Origin of the sequence: Pelagibius sp. CAU 1746 (assembly GCF_039839785.1) — a bacterium.
Lineage (GTDB): Bacteria > Pseudomonadota > Alphaproteobacteria > Kiloniellales > Kiloniellaceae > Pelagibius.
On record NZ_JBDOQT010000001.1, the window covers coordinates 3,506,964 to 3,524,635 of the forward strand.

Annotated in this window: 21 protein-coding genes; 19 read left to right on the forward strand and 2 right to left on the reverse strand. The window is 62.1% G+C overall.

Translation table 11 applies throughout. From position 1 onward, the window contains the following. The first annotated feature begins 4 nt into the window (after positions 1–4). The 10 genes from AAFN88_RS16675 (at position 5) to AAFN88_RS16715 (ending at position 10,360) form a co-directional block, all read left to right on the forward strand. On the forward strand, positions 5–295 hold the full coding sequence (locus AAFN88_RS16675; protein WP_347521554.1) for a hypothetical protein: 291 nt from the start codon (positions 5–7) through the stop codon (positions 293–295). A gap of 273 nt (positions 296–568) precedes the next feature. Further along, the gene (locus AAFN88_RS16680) at positions 569–1,093 is read left to right on the forward strand and encodes a prepilin peptidase (protein WP_347521555.1); all 525 of its coding nucleotides are present in this window, start codon (positions 569–571) and stop codon (positions 1,091–1,093) included. Positions 1,094–1,204: 111 nt separating this feature from the next. Then, positions 1,205–3,292, forward strand: coding sequence for an RHS repeat-associated core domain-containing protein (locus tag AAFN88_RS16685; protein ID WP_347521556.1), 2,088 nt, complete (start codon positions 1,205–1,207; stop codon positions 3,290–3,292). A gap of 794 nt (positions 3,293–4,086) precedes the next feature. Beyond that, a complete protein-coding gene (locus AAFN88_RS16690) occupies positions 4,087–4,398 on the forward strand; it encodes a transposase (protein ID WP_347521557.1) in 312 nt (103 codons plus the stop codon). 655 nt (positions 4,399–5,053) lie between these two features. After that, positions 5,054–5,581, forward strand: coding sequence for a prepilin peptidase (locus tag AAFN88_RS16695; RefSeq protein ID WP_347521558.1), 528 nt, complete (start codon positions 5,054–5,056; stop codon positions 5,579–5,581). Positions 5,582–5,692: 111 nt separating this feature from the next. Next, positions 5,693–7,777 carry an RHS repeat-associated core domain-containing protein gene (locus AAFN88_RS16700; protein ID WP_347521559.1) on the forward strand — a complete coding sequence of 695 codons (2,085 nt, stop codon included), beginning with the start codon at positions 5,693–5,695 and terminating at the stop codon, positions 7,775–7,777. A gap of 2 nt (positions 7,778–7,779) precedes the next feature. Then, positions 7,780–8,022, forward strand: a complete 243-nt coding sequence (locus AAFN88_RS21960; protein ID WP_367576145.1) for a CPCC family cysteine-rich protein — start codon at positions 7,780–7,782, stop codon at positions 8,020–8,022. A gap of 189 nt (positions 8,023–8,211) precedes the next feature. Further along, complete coding sequence (locus AAFN88_RS16705) at positions 8,212–8,892, forward strand: transposase (RefSeq protein ID WP_347521560.1); 681 nt, start codon at positions 8,212–8,214, stop codon at positions 8,890–8,892. 314 nt (positions 8,893–9,206) lie between these two features. Further along, positions 9,207–9,716, forward strand: a complete 510-nt coding sequence (locus AAFN88_RS16710; protein ID WP_347521562.1) for a hypothetical protein — start codon at positions 9,207–9,209, stop codon at positions 9,714–9,716. 332 nt (positions 9,717–10,048) lie between these two features. Beyond that, the gene (locus tag AAFN88_RS16715; protein ID WP_347521557.1) at positions 10,049–10,360 is read left to right on the forward strand and encodes a transposase; all 312 of its coding nucleotides are present in this window, start codon (positions 10,049–10,051) and stop codon (positions 10,358–10,360) included. Between the two features lie 96 nt (positions 10,361–10,456). Here AAFN88_RS16715 and AAFN88_RS16720 read toward each other — a convergent pair whose 3' ends face one another. Together AAFN88_RS16720 and AAFN88_RS16725 are read right to left on the reverse strand one after the other, a co-directional pair. After that, positions 10,457–10,747 (reverse strand): type II toxin-antitoxin system RelE/ParE family toxin, encoded by a 291-nt coding sequence (locus AAFN88_RS16720; protein ID WP_347521563.1) that lies wholly within the window; start codon positions 10,745–10,747, stop codon positions 10,457–10,459. Beyond that, the gene (locus tag AAFN88_RS16725) at positions 10,747–11,052 is read right to left on the reverse strand and encodes a type II toxin-antitoxin system ParD family antitoxin (protein WP_347521565.1); all 306 of its coding nucleotides are present in this window, start codon (positions 11,050–11,052) and stop codon (positions 10,747–10,749) included. The genes AAFN88_RS16720 and AAFN88_RS16725 overlap by 1 nt, the downstream gene beginning before the upstream one ends. Positions 11,053–11,148: 96 nt before the next feature. Between AAFN88_RS16725 and AAFN88_RS16730 the strand changes: the two genes are divergently transcribed. The 9 genes from AAFN88_RS16730 to AAFN88_RS16770 are packed head-to-tail and all read left to right on the forward strand — an operon-like array spanning position 11,149 to position 17,672. Continuing rightward, positions 11,149–11,418, forward strand: coding sequence for a type II toxin-antitoxin system ParD family antitoxin (locus tag AAFN88_RS16730; RefSeq protein WP_347521566.1), 270 nt, complete (start codon positions 11,149–11,151; stop codon positions 11,416–11,418). Next, entirely contained in the window at positions 11,405–11,692 is a 288-nt protein-coding gene (locus AAFN88_RS16735) for a type II toxin-antitoxin system RelE/ParE family toxin (protein ID WP_347521567.1), read from the forward strand. The genes AAFN88_RS16730 and AAFN88_RS16735 overlap by 14 nt, the downstream gene beginning before the upstream one ends. Before the next feature lie 54 nt (positions 11,693–11,746). After that, the gene (locus tag AAFN88_RS16740) at positions 11,747–12,532 is read left to right on the forward strand and encodes an A24 family peptidase (protein WP_347521568.1); all 786 of its coding nucleotides are present in this window, start codon (positions 11,747–11,749) and stop codon (positions 12,530–12,532) included. A gap of 56 nt (positions 12,533–12,588) precedes the next feature. After that, positions 12,589–14,454: a type II secretion system ATPase GspE gene (gene gspE, locus AAFN88_RS16745; protein ID WP_347521569.1), complete on the forward strand. Its 1,866-nt coding sequence runs from the start codon at positions 12,589–12,591 to the stop codon at positions 14,452–14,454. A 10-nt stretch (positions 14,455–14,464) separates the two neighbouring features. Beyond that, positions 14,465–15,685, forward strand: a complete 1,221-nt coding sequence (locus tag AAFN88_RS16750) for a type II secretion system F family protein (RefSeq protein WP_347521570.1) — start codon at positions 14,465–14,467, stop codon at positions 15,683–15,685. Continuing rightward, complete coding sequence (gene gspG / locus AAFN88_RS16755) at positions 15,686–16,156, forward strand: type II secretion system major pseudopilin GspG (protein WP_347521571.1); 471 nt, start codon at positions 15,686–15,688, stop codon at positions 16,154–16,156. It begins immediately after the preceding gene. After that, positions 16,122–16,637 (forward strand): GspH/FimT family pseudopilin, encoded by a 516-nt coding sequence (locus AAFN88_RS16760; protein WP_347521572.1) that lies wholly within the window; start codon positions 16,122–16,124, stop codon positions 16,635–16,637. The genes gspG and AAFN88_RS16760 overlap by 35 nt, the downstream gene beginning before the upstream one ends. After that, positions 16,627–17,028, forward strand: a complete 402-nt coding sequence (locus AAFN88_RS16765) for a type II secretion system protein (RefSeq protein ID WP_347521573.1) — start codon at positions 16,627–16,629, stop codon at positions 17,026–17,028. Before AAFN88_RS16760 ends, AAFN88_RS16765 begins: the two co-directional genes overlap by 11 nt. Continuing rightward, the gene (locus AAFN88_RS16770; protein WP_347521575.1) at positions 17,025–17,672 is read left to right on the forward strand and encodes a prepilin-type N-terminal cleavage/methylation domain-containing protein; all 648 of its coding nucleotides are present in this window, start codon (positions 17,025–17,027) and stop codon (positions 17,670–17,672) included. The genes AAFN88_RS16765 and AAFN88_RS16770 overlap by 4 nt, the downstream gene beginning before the upstream one ends.

Below are 17,672 nucleotides of genomic sequence, written 5' to 3' on the forward strand. Positions count from 1 at the left end.
CATTGTGAGCAACTTTGCCTTTTTTGTGGTTGATGGAATTGAAACAGGTAACTTCACAGAAGGTGAGACTGAGAATGCGTTCCAATTCATGAATGACCTAGGCTCTTCTGATAGTCTTGATATCCAGAACCTACTAGTTGTCGCTATCTTTGAGAAACTCGTGGACTCGGAAGAGTGTCGCAAAGTCGCGCATCAGCGGTTGGAGGGCAAAGCACGGGACTTGTTCGAACGTACTCTTGCTGGCTGGCCAAGTTCTTGGCCTCTGAAAATCAATTCAAACGCCGGAGAGAACTAGGCTGTCAGAGTTCCAAAAAATGCCAACTCTTTAGATCGCGCATCTTTTAATACTAGTATGTTGCAGAATGGACGGATAGGCCACCAACATGACAGGGGCCGCTCCTGATCAGTGCCGGATCAAGATGCGCCCTTGGCGCACGAGTCTAGTATTTTGATTGACCCGGCGAGCATCGGTGTCCGCCAACTTCTTCTGAATGACTTCCTGCTCCTGCTTCTAGCCGTCGTACACTAGAGTTATTTCACCTGTCAGATCACGCATGGCTCTCCTCACTTGCCGACGCTGAGCAATTTCTTTCTCCCATCCACACTCCTCGCCGCCCCCTTCATCGGCTCCTTCCTCGGCACGCTGATCTTGCGGCTGCCTGAAGGGCGGCCGGTGGTCTTCGACCGCTCGCGCTGTGAGGCCTGCGGGCAGGTGCTGGGCGCGCTCGATCAGGTACCCGTCTTCTCCTGGCTCGCCTTCAAAGGCCGCTGCCGGCACTGCGGCACGAAGCTCGGCGTCTTCTATCCACTGATCGAACTGGCGGCGCTGGGCGTTGCCCTCTGGGCGGCGTTCACCGTGCCCCCTCACCTCGTCTGGCCGACGGCGGCGCTGGGCTGGGTGTTGCTGGTGCTGGCGGCGATCGACGCCAAGCACTTCCTCCTGCCCGACGTGCTGACCCTGCCGCTGATCCCGGCGGGGCTGGCGGTCGCCTGGTGGCTCGATCCGGCCGGCTTGCCCGGCGGGCACGTCCTCCACCACGCGCTGGGCGCGGCCCTCGGCTTCCTCGGCTTCGCTGCGCCCGCCCGGGCCTAGCAGCGGCCGGACATCGCCAGCCTGACCGTCGAGAGCCAGACCTACGACACCCGCGCGCTCTATGACGCCGCGGGCCGGGCCGATACCCTGGTCTACCCCACGGGCTTCCAGGTGAAGTCCCACTTCACCGCCAACGGCCACCTCTCCTCGGTGACCGACGAGCTCTCGACCGTCACCTACTGGCAGGCGACGACGGTGAACGCCGAGGGCCAGGTGACGGCCGAGACCCTGGGCAACGGCGTCGCCACGGCCCGCGTCTACGACCCGGCGACCAGCCGCATCGACTCCATCGTCACCACCAAGGGCGCCACCGGCATCCAGGACCTGGCCTTCGACTTCGATACCCTGGGCAACCTGACGGCGCGCCGTGACCTGCGCCAGGACCGCGAGGAGGCCTTCACCTACGACGGCCTCAACCGCCTGACCGGCACAACGCTGACCGACACCGCGACCCTGGCGACCCTCGCCACCACGGCCTACAGGTACGACAACCTGGGCAACATCGTCACCAAGTCCGACGTGGCGGGCGGGTCGAACTACGTCTACGGGCTGGCCGGCGCCGGGCCGCACGCGGTCTCGCAGATCGGCGCGAAGCTCTACAGCTACGATCTCAACGGCGCCATGGTCTCGGGCGACGGCAAGACCACCGCCTGGACCTCCTTCAACAAGCCGGAACAGATCACCGACACCCTGGCCGGGGATCTGACGAGTTTCGTCTACGGCCCCAGTCGCGCCCGGGTGAAGCAGCAGATCGTCGACGGCGGCCTCAGCACCACTGTCATCTACGTCGGCAGCCATTTCGAGAAGAAGGTGCGCCCCGGCGAGGACGACGAGTTGGTGCACTACATCCGCGCCGGCGGCAGCGTGGTGGCCATCCGCACCACTTACAGCGACGTCGGCACGCTCAGCGACAAGACCCGCTACCTGCACCGCGACCACCTGGGCTCGGTCGCGGCCGTCACCGACGAAGCCGGCGCGGTCACCGAGCGCTTCTCCTACGATCCCCACGGCAAGCGCCGCCTCACCGACTGGCAGGCCGGCACCCCCGCCGCCGCGGCCGAGACTCCGCGGGGCTTCACCGGCCACGAACACCTCGACGCCGTCGGCCTCATCCACATGAACGGCCGCGTCTACGACCCGACCCTGGGACGGTTCCTAAGTGCGGATCCCTTCGTGACGTATCCGGAGACCACGCAGGGCTTCAATCGCTACAGCTACGTCAACAACAACCCGCTCAGCTACACCGATCCAAGTGGGTTTGAGGGATATGCAGCCGAGAGGACAGACAACTCCCTGGGAGGAAAGGGATGGGAAGGAGAGATTGGCCATGCCCTTGATGGCTTCAACGACTGGGCCAACGATCAACTCAATGGCCTGGAGGATTACTTCGGGATAAGCATTGACGCACCTGGGCGCCTCTCGGCAGCCGAGGTGCAGGGAATCGTTGATGGCTTAAACGGTCTTCCCGAAACAGTAAGAAACGACCCTAATGCGGTTAGGGATCTTGTTGAAGGATTTGTCAATAGCACCACCGGAAGAGTTTCTGATATTGACCGAATTGTTGAGCGGTATTCACGAGGGCAAATGGGTATAGACCTTCCGGATTTCGCGAACACGCCTGGTTACGAAAGGGGCCTAGAAGCGGCCGGCACAGTGGTCGATACCGTGTACGACGTGATGAACCAGATAACACGTCAAAACCTTCAGCTAAACCAGATAGCCGCTTCCTTAGGCGGTGGGGCCAGACAAAAAGTCGCTGAAGTTGTCAAGGCGGCGGTCAGAGCGGGCTTTTATGCTGCCTGGGGATTTAATATTCTCGGGGGCGTAGTTGGGGTAGATCTCGATTTTGATATACTGTCAAAACAGGTAAACTTGGTCACGTTAGAGTCAACACTTCATAGTGGGATTGTCATCGAAGTAACTTTTGCCTACTTTATTACCTCTCGCATGTCATTCTGGGAACGCAATGTGACGCTTACACCATATAACAGAGCGAATTACAATAGAGCTTGGAATCTCTATGACACCCCATCTACCCATACTTTCGAGCCGATTACCCTCCAGTCACCTTTCAGTTCGAACACACGTATGCCGCTCGGCAGTGGGGCAAAAATAGGCCTACTCGCAGGCATTGAATATGAAATAGACCCTTTCACTCCAGTTATAAAAGAGGCATTTGGTATAAAAGGGGCGTACTGACGTTATACTCATTCTTTCTACTGATATATGATGCCAGATTGAGTAAGAAAGGCCGATTCCTGTGTGTGAATACACAATCTTTCGTATAATGAACACACTTTGGAAGATTCCCCCATTTATTATTTGCGTAATTCTGCTCTTATTTAACGCACTTATATTAGTCGCCCTAGAAATTGACCCAATCGGAATCCCCGCCAAATTAATTGGCTTAATATTTATCATAGTAACTATTGGATACCCCACTACGATAGCAGTATATGACGCCGTAAGAAGTCATCAGAAATTATTTGCCGCTATACTGTGCTCTCCAGTCATATTTTCTTTGATATCGATATTTTTACGTCACAGCGCCATCGATATAAAAGAATTTGATGTAGCATTTATCAATCAAGTAGTCGCGTCATTGAATTCGCTAATTTTTATAATTGTGGCAATATCAATGTGGAAATCGTCAGGCGTACTCTATAATGTTGCCTCTACATCAAAAAAAACTAGGCGCACAAGGGCGTTATTATTTCTTTCTTTTTCTTACCTCCCCATCGGCATTTTTCTGAACCACCCCTACGCCGAAACCTTCATAAAAATAGAACGTGAGAGGTTGAGAAATAGGGGAGAAATATCCTCATGAAATAGAAGACACATGCGTACCCTTTTTGCGTTGTTCGGCAATTCATGCAGCTGCGCCATAGAGCAACTTGTTAGGTGAGCTTTCTCTTTTCAGCTTTGGCGTAGGCGCAATTACGGTGACAGTGCACTTAATTGACGAAACCAGACTTTGGCCTTAGCCTCTTCCCATGGTTCGCCTGGCGCGCGTGGTGATCCCCAACCTGCCCCACCACGTCACGCAACGTGGCAATGGCCGGGCGCAGACTTTCTTCAGCGACGACGACTACCGGCTCTATCTCGACCTGCTGCGCAAACATTGCACGGAGGCCGAAGTGAGCATTTGGGCTTGGGTGCTCATGCCGAACCACGTGCATCTGATCTTAACGCCGCGGGATGCGGACGGCATCCGGCGGGCGCTCTCGAAGGTGCATCGCGCCTATGCCGGGCACGTTCATGCGCGGACGCAAAAGACTGGCCACTTCTGGCCTGATCGCTTTTAACTGGGGCGGTTCGGCTGTGTGCCGATGGATGAAACCCATCTTGTCGCCGCCCCACCAGACGAAGTAGATCTGCAAGCCTCAAACGAAACCATCACCCTAAAGCAACGAGGCAATGTCGCGGTGCCAGTGGACCACTCTGATGACTTGGATCGGAGAAGCGGGCCGATAAATCGCGGCGTAAGAAGTTTGCCTCACCGGCCAGAACAGAACCGGCCGATCCGTCAGATTACGGTGACAGTGCATGAAATTGGCGCGACCGGACTTTGGCCTTGACCTCTGCCGATGGTTTGTCTGGCCCGAGTGGTAATCCCTGAACTGCCCCACCACGTCACGCAACGTGGCAACGGTCGGGCGCAGACTGTTTTCTGCGACGACGACTATCGGCTTTATCTCGACCTGTTGCGCATGCGTTGCACAGAGGCCCAGATGAGCATTGGGGGTGAGCATTCGGGCAGGGGTGCTCATACCGAACCACCTACGTTTGATCTTCACTTCGCGAGATGCGAACGGTATCCGGCGAGCGCTCTCGAAGGTGCATCGCATCCCTGCACTGCCACCGCAATCCTTGCCCGTTTTCCTTCCGGGTTCCTTGGTGCAAGGCGTCTGAGCTACTCTGTAGTACTTCGTCTCCTCTTGCCAGGGCAGTCAGACTTCCTTGCAATCGTATCCGGTCCTTCTTCTTGTTTCCACGGTTCTCGTCGCCGCCCCTTTCATCGGCTCCTTCCTCGGGACGCTGATCCTGCGGCTTCCGGCGGGGCGGGCAGTGGTTTTCGACCGCTCGCGCTGTGAGGCCTGCGGGCAGGTGCTGGGTGCGCTCGATCAGGTTCCCCTCTTCTCCTGGCTCACCTTCAAAGGCCGCTGCCGGCACTGCGGCACGAAGCTCGGCGTCTTCTACCCGCTGATCGAACTGGCGGCGCTGGGCGTTGCCCTCTGGGCGGCGTTCACCGTGCCCCCTCACCTCGTCTGGCCGACGGCGGCGCTGGGCTGGGTGTTGCTGGTGCTGGCGGTCATCGACGCCAGGCACTTCTACCTGCCCGACGTGCTCACCCTGCCGCTGATCCCGGCGGGGCTGGCGGTGGCCTGGTGGCTCGATCCAACACATTCGTTTGGGGGCCAGCTTCTCCACCACGCCCTGGGCGCGGCCCTCGGCTTCCTCGGCTTCGCTGCGCCCGCCCGGGCCTAGCAGCGGCCGGACATCGCCAGCCTGACCGTCGAGAGCCAGACCTACGACACCCGCGCGCTCTATGACGCCGCGGGCCGGGCCGACACCCTGGTCTACCCCACGGGCTTCCAGGTGAAGTCCCACTTCACCGCCAACGGCCACCTCTCCTCGGTGACCGACGAGCTCTCGACCGTCACCTACTGGCAGGCGACGACGGTGAACGCCGAGGGCCAGGTGACGGCCGAGACCCTAGGCAACGGCGTCGCCACGGCCCGCGTCTACGACCCGGCGACCAGCCGCATTGACTCCATCGTCACCACCAAGGGCGCCACCGGCATCCAGGACCTGGCCTTCGACTTCGATACCCTGGGCAACCTGACGGCGCGCCGTGACCTGCGCCAGGACCGCGAGGAGGCCTTCACCTACGACGGCCTCAACCGCCTGACCGGCACCACCCTGACCGACACCGCCACCCTGGCGACCCTCGCCACCACGGCCTACACCTATGACGCCCTGGGCAACATCGTCACCAAGTCCGACGTGGCGGGCGGGTCGAACTACGTCTACGGCCTGGCCGGCGCCGGGCCGCACGCGGTCTCGCAGATCGGTGCAAAGCTCTACAGCTACGACGCCAACGGCGCCATGGTCTCGGGCGACGACAAGACCACCTCCTGGACCTCCTTCAACAAGCCCGAACAGATCACCGACACCCTGACCGGGGATCTGACGAGTTTCGTCTACGGCCCCAGTCGCGCCCGGGTGAAGCAGCAGATCGTCGACGGCGGCCTCAGCACCACTGTCATCTACGTCGGCAGCCATTTCGAGAAGAAGGTGCGCCCCGGCGAGGACGACGAGTTGGTGCACTACATCCGCGCCGGCGGCAGCGTGGTGGCCATCCACACCACTTACAGCGACGTCGGCACGCTCAGCGACAAGACCCGCTACCTGCACCGCGACCACCTGGGCTCCGTCGCGGCTGTCACCGACGAGTCCGGCGCGGTCACCGAGCGCTTCTCCTACGACGCCCACGGCAAGCGCCGCCTCACCGACTGGCAGGCCGGCACACCCACCACGCCGGGCGAAACGCCCCGGGGCTTCACCGGCCACGAGCATCTCGACGCCGTCGGCCTCATCCACATGAACGGCCGCGTCTACGACCCGACCTTGGGAAGGTTCCTAAGTGCTGATCCCTTCGTGCAGTACCCGGAGACCACGCAGGGCTTCAACCGCTACAGCTACGTCTTTAACAACCCACTCAGTTACACCGATCCGAGCGGGTTCTCAATTTTCAATGATGATGGGAGCATTGCAGAAGCGCCGAGTGATTCAGCAGGGCCTGAGGCTGGGAATGATGACCGCGGATTCATCGAACGAGTCGACGACTTCCTCTCGGACTTGCTTGGTGTTAACAAGGTCGCCAGAGATTATGCTCGGACTCGAGCCAGACAAGCTGGAATTGACTATCAAACTGCCGTTCGAGAAATCCATGACCTAGTCGGCTCTGCTGTTGCAGAGAATGTGGCCGGTCTGGAGGAATGGGGTGTTGCCACTGTGGTGTCGCATGTCGTTGCAGCGACCACTTCTCTCGGCATCCCTGAGTTCGCGAACGGGGTCCTAGACCGAGCGATCGCTCACCTAGGAGGCATATCCAGTATCCAATCCACGGGGTCTTTAGGAGCACGCAGTGCCCAGATAGCATCTCTCGAGCTAGATGAAGTTTTTGGCGTCGATGTAGAAGGTGCCATCGAGGATATTGAGGCAGCTGTACAATTCCAGTGGGGAATGACCGTCAACATCTATGAGGATTTTCGATACGACTTTATAGACACCCTAACTTCACTGCTTGACTCGTTTGGACCTGGACCCGGCACTATTGGGGCCGGTGTGAAAGGTGCGATGGCCGTACCTGGCATGGTTAGACGGGCGGGGTCAATCTGGTCAAGCACGCGGATGCGCACAAGCGTGATGAACGCCTTCGCACACTGGCAGAATCATAGACTAGAGTTCCCTGGATTAAATAATGCCAAGCAATATGTTGAAGAAGCGCAGGCATTCTTCACAAGACAGTATGAGTATCTTACCAAAACGCGAAAAAATGGAGATACTATGGTGTACGATCCTGCGACAAATACGTTTGGCGTCTACAATAGGGTTGGCGAACCTAGAACCTTCTTTCGCCCAGAGAGAGGTTTAGATTATTGGAACGAGGTAAATTGACCATGGTATTTCCATGCCCTTGCTGTGGCTATTTGACTTTTTCATCACCACCACCCGGAACTTTCGAAATCTGCCCTGTCTGTTACTGGGAAGATGATCCGATCCAAAGCTCAAATCCGAATTACGCTGGAGGAGCAAATACGATTTCACTCGAAACTGCCAAGAAAAACTTTGCACATTTCGGCGCAGTAAAAGCTGAATTCAGAAAACTTACTCGGCCACCTGCTGCAGAGGAGATGCCCTAGAATCCTGTGGTTGCGGTAACAGCGCACGAAATTGACGTTGTCAGACATTGACGGAGACCATCCTGAGATGGCTCATCTGGCGCGCGTGGTGATCCCCAACCTGCCCCACCACGTCACGCAACGTGGCAACGAATTACGGTGACAGTGCATTTAATTGACGAAACCAGACTTTGGCCTTAGCCTCTTCCCATGGCTCGTCTGGCCCGCGTGGTGATCCCCAACCTGCCCCACCACGTCACACAACGTGGCAACGGCCGGGCGCAGACCTTTTTCAGCGACGACGATTACCGCCTTTATCTCGACCTGCTGCGCAAGCATTGCACGGAGGCCGAAGTGAGCATTTGGGCCTGGGTGCTCATGCCGAACCACGTGCATCTGATCTTAACGCCGCAGGATGCGGACGGCATCCGGCGGGCGCTCTCGAAGGTGCATCGCGCCTATGCCGGGCACGTTCACGCGCGGCTGCAAAAGACCGGCCACTTTTGGCAAGGAAGGTTCGGCTGTGTGCCGATGGATGAAGCTCATCTTGAGGCCGCCTTGCGCTATGTAGCGCTCAATCCGGTGCGGGCCCGCCTCGCGAAGCGGGCGGTGGATTGGCAATGGTCGAGCGTGCACGATCAGCTCTCGCGCAAGCGAAGCGGCACGCTCACCGACACCGCGCCGGTGCGGGAGCGCTATCCCAATTTTGCCGCTTTGATCGAGGCGGGCGAGGATGAGGACTTGTCAATGGCCCTGCGCCGGGCGGAGTCCATCGGCCGCCCTCTGGGCAATGCGGCATTTGTGGAGACGCTCGAGCGCCAAACCGGCCGCACCCTACAACCCGCCAAGCGCGGGCCGAAACCGCAACAGGCACAGAAGCTGGAAAGGTGAGTTCATCAATTAACTGCACTGTCACCGTAATGAACAAAGACCGGCGGTATCCCCTCAAGTTTCACGGGAGTGACTGTGCGCCTGGATCTTCGGCCAGGCACTATGGCTAGGCTCGAAGCAATAGGGGTTCGGAGCGCCGGCTCCTTAGTAGAGAGTAAGTATCCTGCGATGCAGCGTCTTGCAAAGGGCATGAACTGGACGAAAACGAACGCGTACTTCAAACAGGAGCGAGGCTTCGTGAACATTGGCTTGGGTCGAGGACCAGCAATGGATATAGTGAATGATGGCTTGACAGGGTTTTCCGAGATACCGTGATGAAGAGCGAGCATTTTGAGGCGTTAATAAACTTCATCTCTGAAGAAATCAATTTCGAGGAGTTTCTCGATAGATACCCTGTAGATCCGCGGAAAGATGAAGACCACGTCTATGATCTTTTAAGAAGCGGAATAGAAAAGAGAGATAGCGATGAGGTGGAGGCAGCGTTGATAGTCGGGCATCGCTTTGACAAATTCACGTCGAACTGCGTGCCATTGCTCAACGAACTCATTACAGCAGATTGGCATATCAGCCATGAAGACATTGCCGAAGCACTCCGAGTTCTAAGGGACCCTCGGAGCACCGACGCCCTTTATGAAGCGGCTCTATTGCAGTTCGATTATATGGGCGGCGATGAGAATGCCCTCGGAAAGAAGTGTTGTTGGGCACTCGGCGCTATCGACACTGCCGATGCGGAGGAAAAACTGTACAGACTAGCGCACAGTGTCAACATAGCTATTGCTGAGGCAGCTCGATACGAACTTGGCCGCAAAGGATCGTCCACTTAGAGCATAACAGGCTCGAAAACTTGCTTTCCATATGCATTGTTGAATTGATCTCGGAAGGAGTACCTTCGTGTTCTGAGAGTTCAATTTCTCTATTCATTTGCGCAATGGAGGGAGTCATCTAGCTTAGCGTGATTCCTGAGCGCAACTGCCGAACACAACAATCATCGCGAGCTTCGTTTGTCATGGGTTCTGGCAACTTACGTGAAAGTTGCCGTTGCTTTTTTTGCCCCCTTCATCGGCTCCTTCCTGGGCACGCTGATCCTGCGGCTGCCGCAATTACGGTGACAGTGCACTTAATTGACGAAACCAGACTTTGGCCTTAGCCTCTTCCCATGGTTCGCCTGGCGCGCGTGGTGATCCCCAACCTGCCCCACCACGTCACGCAACGTGGCAATGGCCGGGCGCAGACTTTCTTCAGCGACGACGACTACCGGCTCTATCTCGACCTGCTGCGCAAACATTGCACGGAGGCCGAAGTGAGCATTTGGGCTTGGGTGCTCATGCCGAACCACGTGCATCTGATCTTAACGCCGCGGGATGCGGACGGCATCCGGCGGGCGCTCTCGAAGGTGCATCGCGCCTATGCCGGGCACGTTCATGCGCGGACGCAAAAGACTGGCCACTTCTGGCCTGATCGCTTTTAACTGGGGCGGTTCGGCTGTGTGCCGATGGATGAAACCCATCTTGTCGCCGCCCCACCAGACGAAGTAGATCTGCAAGCCTCAAACGAAACCATCACCCTAAAGCAACGAGGCAATGTCGCGGTGCCAGTGGACCACTCTGATGACTTGGATCGGAGAAGCGGGCCGATAAATCGCGGCGTAAGAAGTTTGCCTCACCGGCCAAAACAGCACCGGCCGATCCGTCAGGTCCGCCCGCTCGTGACCCAAACCCGGGTTGCCGGCCAGAAGGTCGAACGCCGCGTAAAGCCGATCCTCAACCAGTTCGGCGGTTTCGGGGTTCTCCAGCCAAAGAGCGGTGACGATCTCTTCGATATCGGCCTGGGCAACAAGCGTCAGTGAATAAGACATCACCCTTGCCGGGTGAGCTTGGCCCGCGCCGCCCGCGTGCGGCGGCGCGACTCCTCGCCGCTGATGACCTCGCCCCGCTCGGCCTGCACCAAGCCCTCGTCGATCTTTCGGTTGAGATCGACCAGAGCCTGCCGTTGGGCTTCGTCGAAGCGGTCCAGCAGGCGCAGAGCTTCCCGGATGACCTCGCTGGCCGAGGTGTAGCGCCCGGACTTCACCCGGTCTTCGATCAGTTTCTCAAGCTCCGGGGTCAGGGAGACATTCATGGCGGCCTCTAGCGGCTGGATGGCGATAACGAAGTATAGCAATTCTTGCTATCCTTCTCAACGACTGCCAGACTTGAAGGTTGATTGGTAGTATATTATACTACCAAGTATGAAATTTGGCTTCCGCGGGAGCGCAACATGGCCATCGTCAAAAAAAGCATTTCGGTCACGGACCAGCAGAACGACTGGATCAAAGCCCAGATCGAGTCCGGGCGCTACGGCAACGAGAGCGAGGTTGTGCGCGACCTCATCCGTGAACGCCAACTGCGCGAACTGGATACCCCGGCCGCGATCAAGGCGATCCGGGCCAAGCTTCTGGAGGCGGAAGACAGCGGCTTCACCAAGCAGTCCGCCGAGGAAATCCTTGCCGAGATCAAGGCCGAGCTAAGGCAAGATGGCGGGCTATAAGCTCAGCCAGGCAGCCAAGAGCGACCTGCGAGAAATCTACAGATACGGGCTTCTGGAGTACGGCGAGACGCAGGCCGACCGCTATTTCGCCGACTTCTTCGCGCGTTTCGAACAGATCGCCGAGACCCCCTTGCTGTATCCCGCCGTCGACCATATCCGCGAGGGCTACAGACGCGGTGTCTGCGGCGTGCATTCGATCTATTATCGCATCGACAACGACACGGTAGAAATCATGAGGCTTCTGGGCAGGCAGGACACAACCGAGGCCTTTTAACTCCCACACAGACGGCACCGCCGACGTTTCAAAAATCCCTCAAGGCGCCCAGGTTTGGCTTGGTATTTACATACGGCGGTTCTCCTGTTTGCCCCCTTCATCGGCTCCTTCCTCGGCACGCTGGTCCTGCGCCTGCCGGAGGGACGGGCGGTGGTCTTCGACCGCTCGCGCTGTGAGGCCTGCGGGCAGGTGCTGGGCGCGATCGATCAGGTTCCCGTCTTCTCCTGGCTGGCCTTCAAAGGCCGCTGCCGGCATTGCGGCGCGAAGCTCGGCGCCTTCTACCCGCTGATCGAACTGGCGGCACTGGGCGTCGCGGTCTGGGCGGTGCTCACGGTGCCCGCGCCCCTCGTCTGGCCGACGGCGGCGCTGGGCTGGGCGCTGCTGGTGCTGGCGGTCATCGACGCCAGGCACTTCTACCTGCCCGACGTGCTGACCCTGCCGCTGATCCCGGCGGGGCTGGCGGTCGCCTGGTGGCTCGATCCAGCCGGCTTGCTGGGCGGGCAGATCCTCCACCACGCCCTGGGCGCGGCCCTCGGCTTCCTCGGCTTCGCGGGGCTGGCCTGGGCCTACCAGCGCCTGCGCGGGCGCGAGGGCCTGGGCCTGGGCGACGCCAAGCTGCTGGCCGCCGCTGGCGCCTGGGTCTCCTGGACGGGGCTCGGCTCCGTCCTGCTCTGGGCGGCGCCTATCGCCCTGGTGGTATCGCTTGCCGCCGGACTTATACAGGGTACACTATCCGATAAGTTGGCCGGCCGGACGGCCCTGCCCTTCGGACCCTTCCTGGCGCTGGGCCTCTGGCTCACCTGGCTCTACGGCCCGATCCGCCTCGGCTGGCCTCTATAAATCAAGCCTTTCCAGCAGCTTAACGGGAAAGGCGGTGGTCACAGGGGACCGTTCCCATGGGGGAACCCAGGGCACTGACGCAGCCCAGCCAGGGATTGGGCGACGGGTTGCAGGAGGAAAGCGCCGTAAGCCTTTCACGCGAAAGGGCTTCGGGGCCGCTTGCCCCTGCCGCCGCCGCGGCTGCAACCGAGGATGTACCCCCGAACAGCGGCCCGAAGATCGCTGAAAAGCAGCCGCGCAACGTGGGCGACCTGCTGCTGGCGCGCGGCAAGCTGGAGCCCGCCGCCCTGGCTCGCGCCGAGCGGGCCCAGGCGGAAACCGGCGAGCGCCTGGACCGGGTGCTGACCCGCCTGGGCCTGGTCGGCGAGCGCGACATGGCCGAGGCCCTGGCGGCGCTGCTCGGCCTGCCGCTCACGGCCCGCGATGACTACCCCGCCCTGCCGCTGGCCGAGGAGACCCTGGCGGCCAAGTTCCTGAAGGACAGCCAGGTGCTGCCCATCGCCCTGGAAGAAGACGGCAAGGAGAGGGGCGTCACCCTGGCCATGGCCGACCCGCTGGACGATTTCGCGGCGGAGGCGGTGGGGCTGCGGCTCGGCCTGCCGGTCGCCCGCGCCGTGGCCACGGTGGCGGAGCTGGAGGACGCGCTGGAGCGGCTCTACGGCGGCGGCCGGGGCTCGCTGGAGCAGATCGCCGCGACAGCCGAGACGGCAGAAGAAGAAGGCACCGAGGCCGACGTGGCCCGCCTGCGAGACCAGGCCAGCGAGGCGCCGGTCATCCGCATCGTCAACCTGCTGATCGCCAAGGCGGTGGAGGCCCGCGCCTCCGACATCCACATCGAGCCCTTCGAGGCCTCGCTGCGGGTGCGCACCCGCGTCGACGGGGTGCTGCGCGAGGTGGAGGCGCCGCCGGCGCGGCTGCGCGCCGCCGTGATCTCCCGCATCAAGATCATGGCCAAGCTGAACATCGCCGAGCACCGCCTGCCCCAGGACGGGCGCCTCAAGATCGTGGTGCGCGGCAAGGAGATCGACCTGCGCGTCTCCACCCTGCCCTCCCTGCACGGCGAGGGCGCGGTGCTGCGCATCCTCGACCGCCAGGGCGTGGTGCTGGACTTCGACGCCCTGGGCTTCGACGCCGAGACCAAGGCGACCCTGCGCGCCCTGCTGCAGAAGCCCAACGGCATCCTGCTGGTCACCGGCCCGACCGGCAGCGGCAAGACCACCACGCTCTACACCGCCCTGAAGGAGCTGAACGCGCCGGAGAAGAAGATCCTCACCGTCGAGGACCCGGTGGAGTATCAGCTGGACGGCGTGAACCAGATCCAAGTGCGCCCCAAGATCGGCCTGACCTTCGCCCATGTCCTGCGCGCCATCCTGCGCCAGGACCCGGACATCGTCATGATCGGCGAAATCCGCGACCTGGAGACGGCGCAGATCGCCGTGCAGGCGGCGCTGACCGGCCACCTTGTGCTGGCCACGGTGCACACCAATACGGCGGCCGCCACCATCACCCGCCTGCTCGACATGGGGGTCGAGGACTACCTGCTGACCTCCACCCTGGTCGGCATCCTGGCCCAGCGCCTGGTGCGCCGCCTCTGCCCGCACTGCCGCGAGGCGCATGACGCTTTGCCGGAACTCGCGCAACAGATCGATCCTTCCGGCGCGCCGGTGACGCTCTACCAGCCCCAGGGCTGCCCCCAGTGCAACGGCAGCGGCTACCACGGCCGCGCCGGTATCCTGGAAATCCTGCCCATGGGCGACGAGATCCGCCGCCTGGTGCTGCGCCACGCGGAATCGCGCGAGCTGCACAAGGCCGCGGTGGCCGGCGGCATGCGCTCCATGTACCAGGACGGCCTCGCCAAGGCGCGCGCCGGCGTGACGTCGTTCGAGGAGGTGGCGCGCGTCACCTCCCTGGCGGGGGACTAGGAGCCGCGTTATGGCGAACTTCCGCTACAAGTCCGTCACCGGCGAGGGCGAGGTGGTCGAGGGCCGCCTGGAGGCCAGCGACCAGGGCGCGGCGGTGGCCCGCCTGCACCAGATGGGCCACCTGCCGGTCCGCGTCGAGGCGGCGGGCGGCGGCCGGCTGCTGGAGGCCCTCAACCGCGACATCCTGCCGGCGCGCCCGGCCGAAGGCGCGGAGCTGGTGACCCTGACCCGCAAGCTGGCGACCCTGCTGCGCGCCGAACTGCCGCTCGACCGGGCGCTGGAACTCTTGAGCGGCCTCACCGAACGCAAAGCAACCAAGGCCATGGTCGAGCGCCTGCTGGCGGCCCTGCGCGGCGGCAGCAGCCTGGCCGACGCTTTGGACAAGGAAGGCAAGACCTTCCCGACCTACTACCGCGCCATGGTGCGCGCCGGCGAGATCGGCGCCAGCCTGGACACGGTGCTGGAGCGTCTGGCCGACTTCCTGGAACGCGCGCAGGAGACCAAGGGCAAGCTGCGCTCCGCCCTTATCTACCCGATCTTCCTGCTGGTGACCGCCGGGGCTTCCCTGGCCATCCTGCTGACCTTCGTCATCCCCGCCTTCCAACCGATGTTCGAGGACGCCGGCACCGAGCTGCCCCTGGTCACGCAGATCGTCATCGGTTTCGGCGCGGTCGTGCGCCAGGCCTGGTGGATCATCCTGCTGGCCCTGGCCGTCGCAGTGGTGAGCCTGCAGGCCCACCTCGGCACGCCGGCCGGACGCCTCTGGTGGCACCGCCAGGTGCTGCGCCTGCCGGTGATCGGCGCGCTCTGGGTGAAGAACGACGTGGCGCGCTTTGCCCGCACCCTCGCTACCTTGCTCGCCAACGGCGTGCCGCTGCTGAACGCGCTGGAACTGGTGCGCGAGGTGATGAGCAACGCCGCCCTTTCCGCCGGGGTGACGGCGGTGCAGCCGGACGTGAAGGCCGGGCGCGGCCTCGCCGCGCCGCTGTCGGAAAACCCGCTCTTTCCGCCGCTGCTGGTGCAGCTGCTGCGCGTCGGCGAGGAAAGCGGCCGCCTGGAGGACATGCTGGCCAAGCTCGCCGAGATCTACGACCAGGAAAGCGAGGAGACGATGCGCCGCCTGCTGGCCCTGCTGGTGCCGGTGCTGACCCTCGGCCTCGGCGCGCTCATCGCCTTCATCGTCTCCTCCATTCTCTTTGCCCTCTTCTCCGTCAACGAACTGGTGCTCTGAATGCGTTTCGACAGACAAGACGTTCTCCTGCGCTATCGCCGCATCAAGGCCGCCCGGCGCCGCCGGCGGCAGGCCGGCATGACGCTGCTGGAACTGCTGGTGGTGATCACCGTGCTGGGGCTGCTCACCGCGGCGGTGGGCACGGTGGCGCTCAACTACCTGGGCCGTGCCAAGACGGAGACAACGCAGCTGCGCATCAATCAGCTGGAAGCGGGCCTCGACCTCTTCCGCCTGGACATGGGCCGTTACCCAACGGAGGCGGAGGGGCTTCGCGCGCTGATCGAGGCACCTGCCGATGCCGAGAAGTGGAACGGGCCTTACGTCAAGAAGGCGGAGGCCATCGACGATGCCTGGGGCACCCCCTTCCTCTATGCCAGCCCGGGCCAGCACGGCGAGGTGGACATCTATTCCCTGGGCGCAGACAAGGCCGACGGCGGTGAAGACGAAGATCAAGACGTCACCAACTGGTAGCGCCGCACCCTGTCGCGCAGCCGCACTCCGGCGGGGGCGGCGACGCGGCGAAGGGGGCTACACCCTGCTGGAGCTGCTCGTGGTGATCGCCATCGCCGGCCTGCTGACGGCTGCCTTCGCCACCAACATCTTCGCCGGCAAGGAGACGGTGGAGCTGCGCGCGGCGGCCCAGGATCTGACGGCGCTGCTGAAGCGCACGCGCGGCCAGGCCCTGGCGCAGAACCGCGAAGTGGCCGTCTTCGTCGACGTCGACGAGAAGGTCTACGGCGTCAAGGACGGCGCGGAGCAGCGCCCGCTGCCGCCGGAAGCGGAGATCCGTTTTCTCACCGCCGCCGAAGAGATCAGCCGGGAAAGCCGCGGCGCCATCCGCTTCTTTCCCGACGGCAGCGCCACCGGCGGCGGCATCCGCCTCAGCCAGGGCGCCCGCAGTTATCAGGTCAGCGTGCACTGGCTCACCGGGCAGGTGTCCCTTGCGCAATAACACTGAGATCCCTCGGCGGCGCGAGGCCGGCTTCACCTTGATGGAGGTCCTGGTCGCCTTCACTATCTTCGCGCTCAGCTTCGCCGCCATCATGCAGATCTTTTCCGGCGGCCTGCGCAACGCCACGGTGGCCGACCGCGCCCTCATCGCCCTAGGCCACGCGGAATCCCTGCTGGCGCGCGCCGGCACCGAGCAGCCACTGGTCGAAGGGGTGCGCAGCGGCGGGCTGCCGGACGGCATGACGTGGCGCGAGACGGTCGCCCGCTACAGCGACGCCACGACGCCGGCCGTGCCGCCGGCCGGGCTGCAGCCCTACAGCGTCACCGTGACCGTAAGCTGGGACGACCGCGACGTGACCCTCACCACCCTGCGCCTGGGAGGCACCACATGACCGGAGCCCGCCCCCAGCGCCGCCGGCAGGCCGGCTTCACCCTGATGGAGCTGCTGGTCTCCATCACCGTGCTGGCGCTGCTCAGCGTCATGATGGTGGGCGGCCTCAACTTCGGCGCTCGGGTATGGGAGCGCACGGAGAGCATCGCCCAGGACCAGGGCCGCGTGGCCGCGGTGCAGGCGCTGCTGCGCCGCCAGATCGCCCAGATGCAGCCGCAGCAGGTGCGCGGCGCCGACCGGCGGCCGGGCATGGCCCTGGAGGGCAAGGCGGAGCGCCTGGTCTTCATCGGCCCGGTGCCGGAATACCTCGGCCAGGGCGGCTACTACGTCGTCGCGGTGGAGAGCGAAGCCGCGGGGCCGACGCGCAACCTGGTGCTGCGCTGGGAGCCCTTCACCCGCGAGCGGCCCGGCCTGAATTTCAGCGACAGGGCCCGCAAGGAGGTGCTGCTGACCGGCGTCCGTTCGGTGGGGTTCAAATACTTCGGCCGCGGCCGCCTCAACCAGCCGACCGGGTGGCTGACCTCTTGGAATGACAGTGGTCAGTTGCCGGAACTGGTGGAGATCACCGTCGACTTCGATACCCGGGAAGAGCTCACCTGGCCGGTCCTGGCGGCCGCCGTGGTGACGGAGCCGGTCCAGCGATGA

Excerpts from the sequence above, each read along its gene's own strand:
- AAFN88_RS16720 (WP_347521563.1), bottom strand. The coding sequence starts at position 10,747 with ATGTCTTATTCACTGACGCTTGTTGCCCAGGCCGATATCGAAGAGATC.
- AAFN88_RS16730 (WP_347521566.1), top strand. The coding sequence starts at position 11,149 with ATGGCCATCGTCAAAAAAAGCATTTCGGTCACGGACCAGCAGAACGAC.
- gspG (WP_347521571.1), top strand. The coding sequence starts at position 15,686 with ATGCGTTTCGACAGACAAGACGTTCTCCTGCGCTATCGCCGCATCAAG.
- AAFN88_RS16735 (WP_347521567.1), top strand. The coding sequence starts at position 11,405 with ATGGCGGGCTATAAGCTCAGCCAGGCAGCCAAGAGCGACCTGCGAGAA.
- AAFN88_RS16770 (WP_347521575.1), top strand. The coding sequence starts at position 17,025 with ATGACCGGAGCCCGCCCCCAGCGCCGCCGGCAGGCCGGCTTCACCCTG.
- AAFN88_RS16690 (WP_347521557.1), top strand. The coding sequence starts at position 4,087 with ATGGTTCGCCTGGCGCGCGTGGTGATCCCCAACCTGCCCCACCACGTC.
- AAFN88_RS16705 (WP_347521560.1), top strand. The coding sequence starts at position 8,212 with ATGGCTCGTCTGGCCCGCGTGGTGATCCCCAACCTGCCCCACCACGTC.
- AAFN88_RS16710 (WP_347521562.1), top strand. The coding sequence starts at position 9,207 with ATGAAGAGCGAGCATTTTGAGGCGTTAATAAACTTCATCTCTGAAGAA.
- AAFN88_RS21960 (WP_367576145.1), top strand. The coding sequence starts at position 7,780 with ATGGTATTTCCATGCCCTTGCTGTGGCTATTTGACTTTTTCATCACCA.
- AAFN88_RS16750 (WP_347521570.1), top strand. The coding sequence starts at position 14,465 with ATGGCGAACTTCCGCTACAAGTCCGTCACCGGCGAGGGCGAGGTGGTC.
- gspE (WP_347521569.1), top strand. The coding sequence starts at position 12,589 with ATGGGGGAACCCAGGGCACTGACGCAGCCCAGCCAGGGATTGGGCGAC.
- AAFN88_RS16715 (WP_347521557.1), top strand. The coding sequence starts at position 10,049 with ATGGTTCGCCTGGCGCGCGTGGTGATCCCCAACCTGCCCCACCACGTC.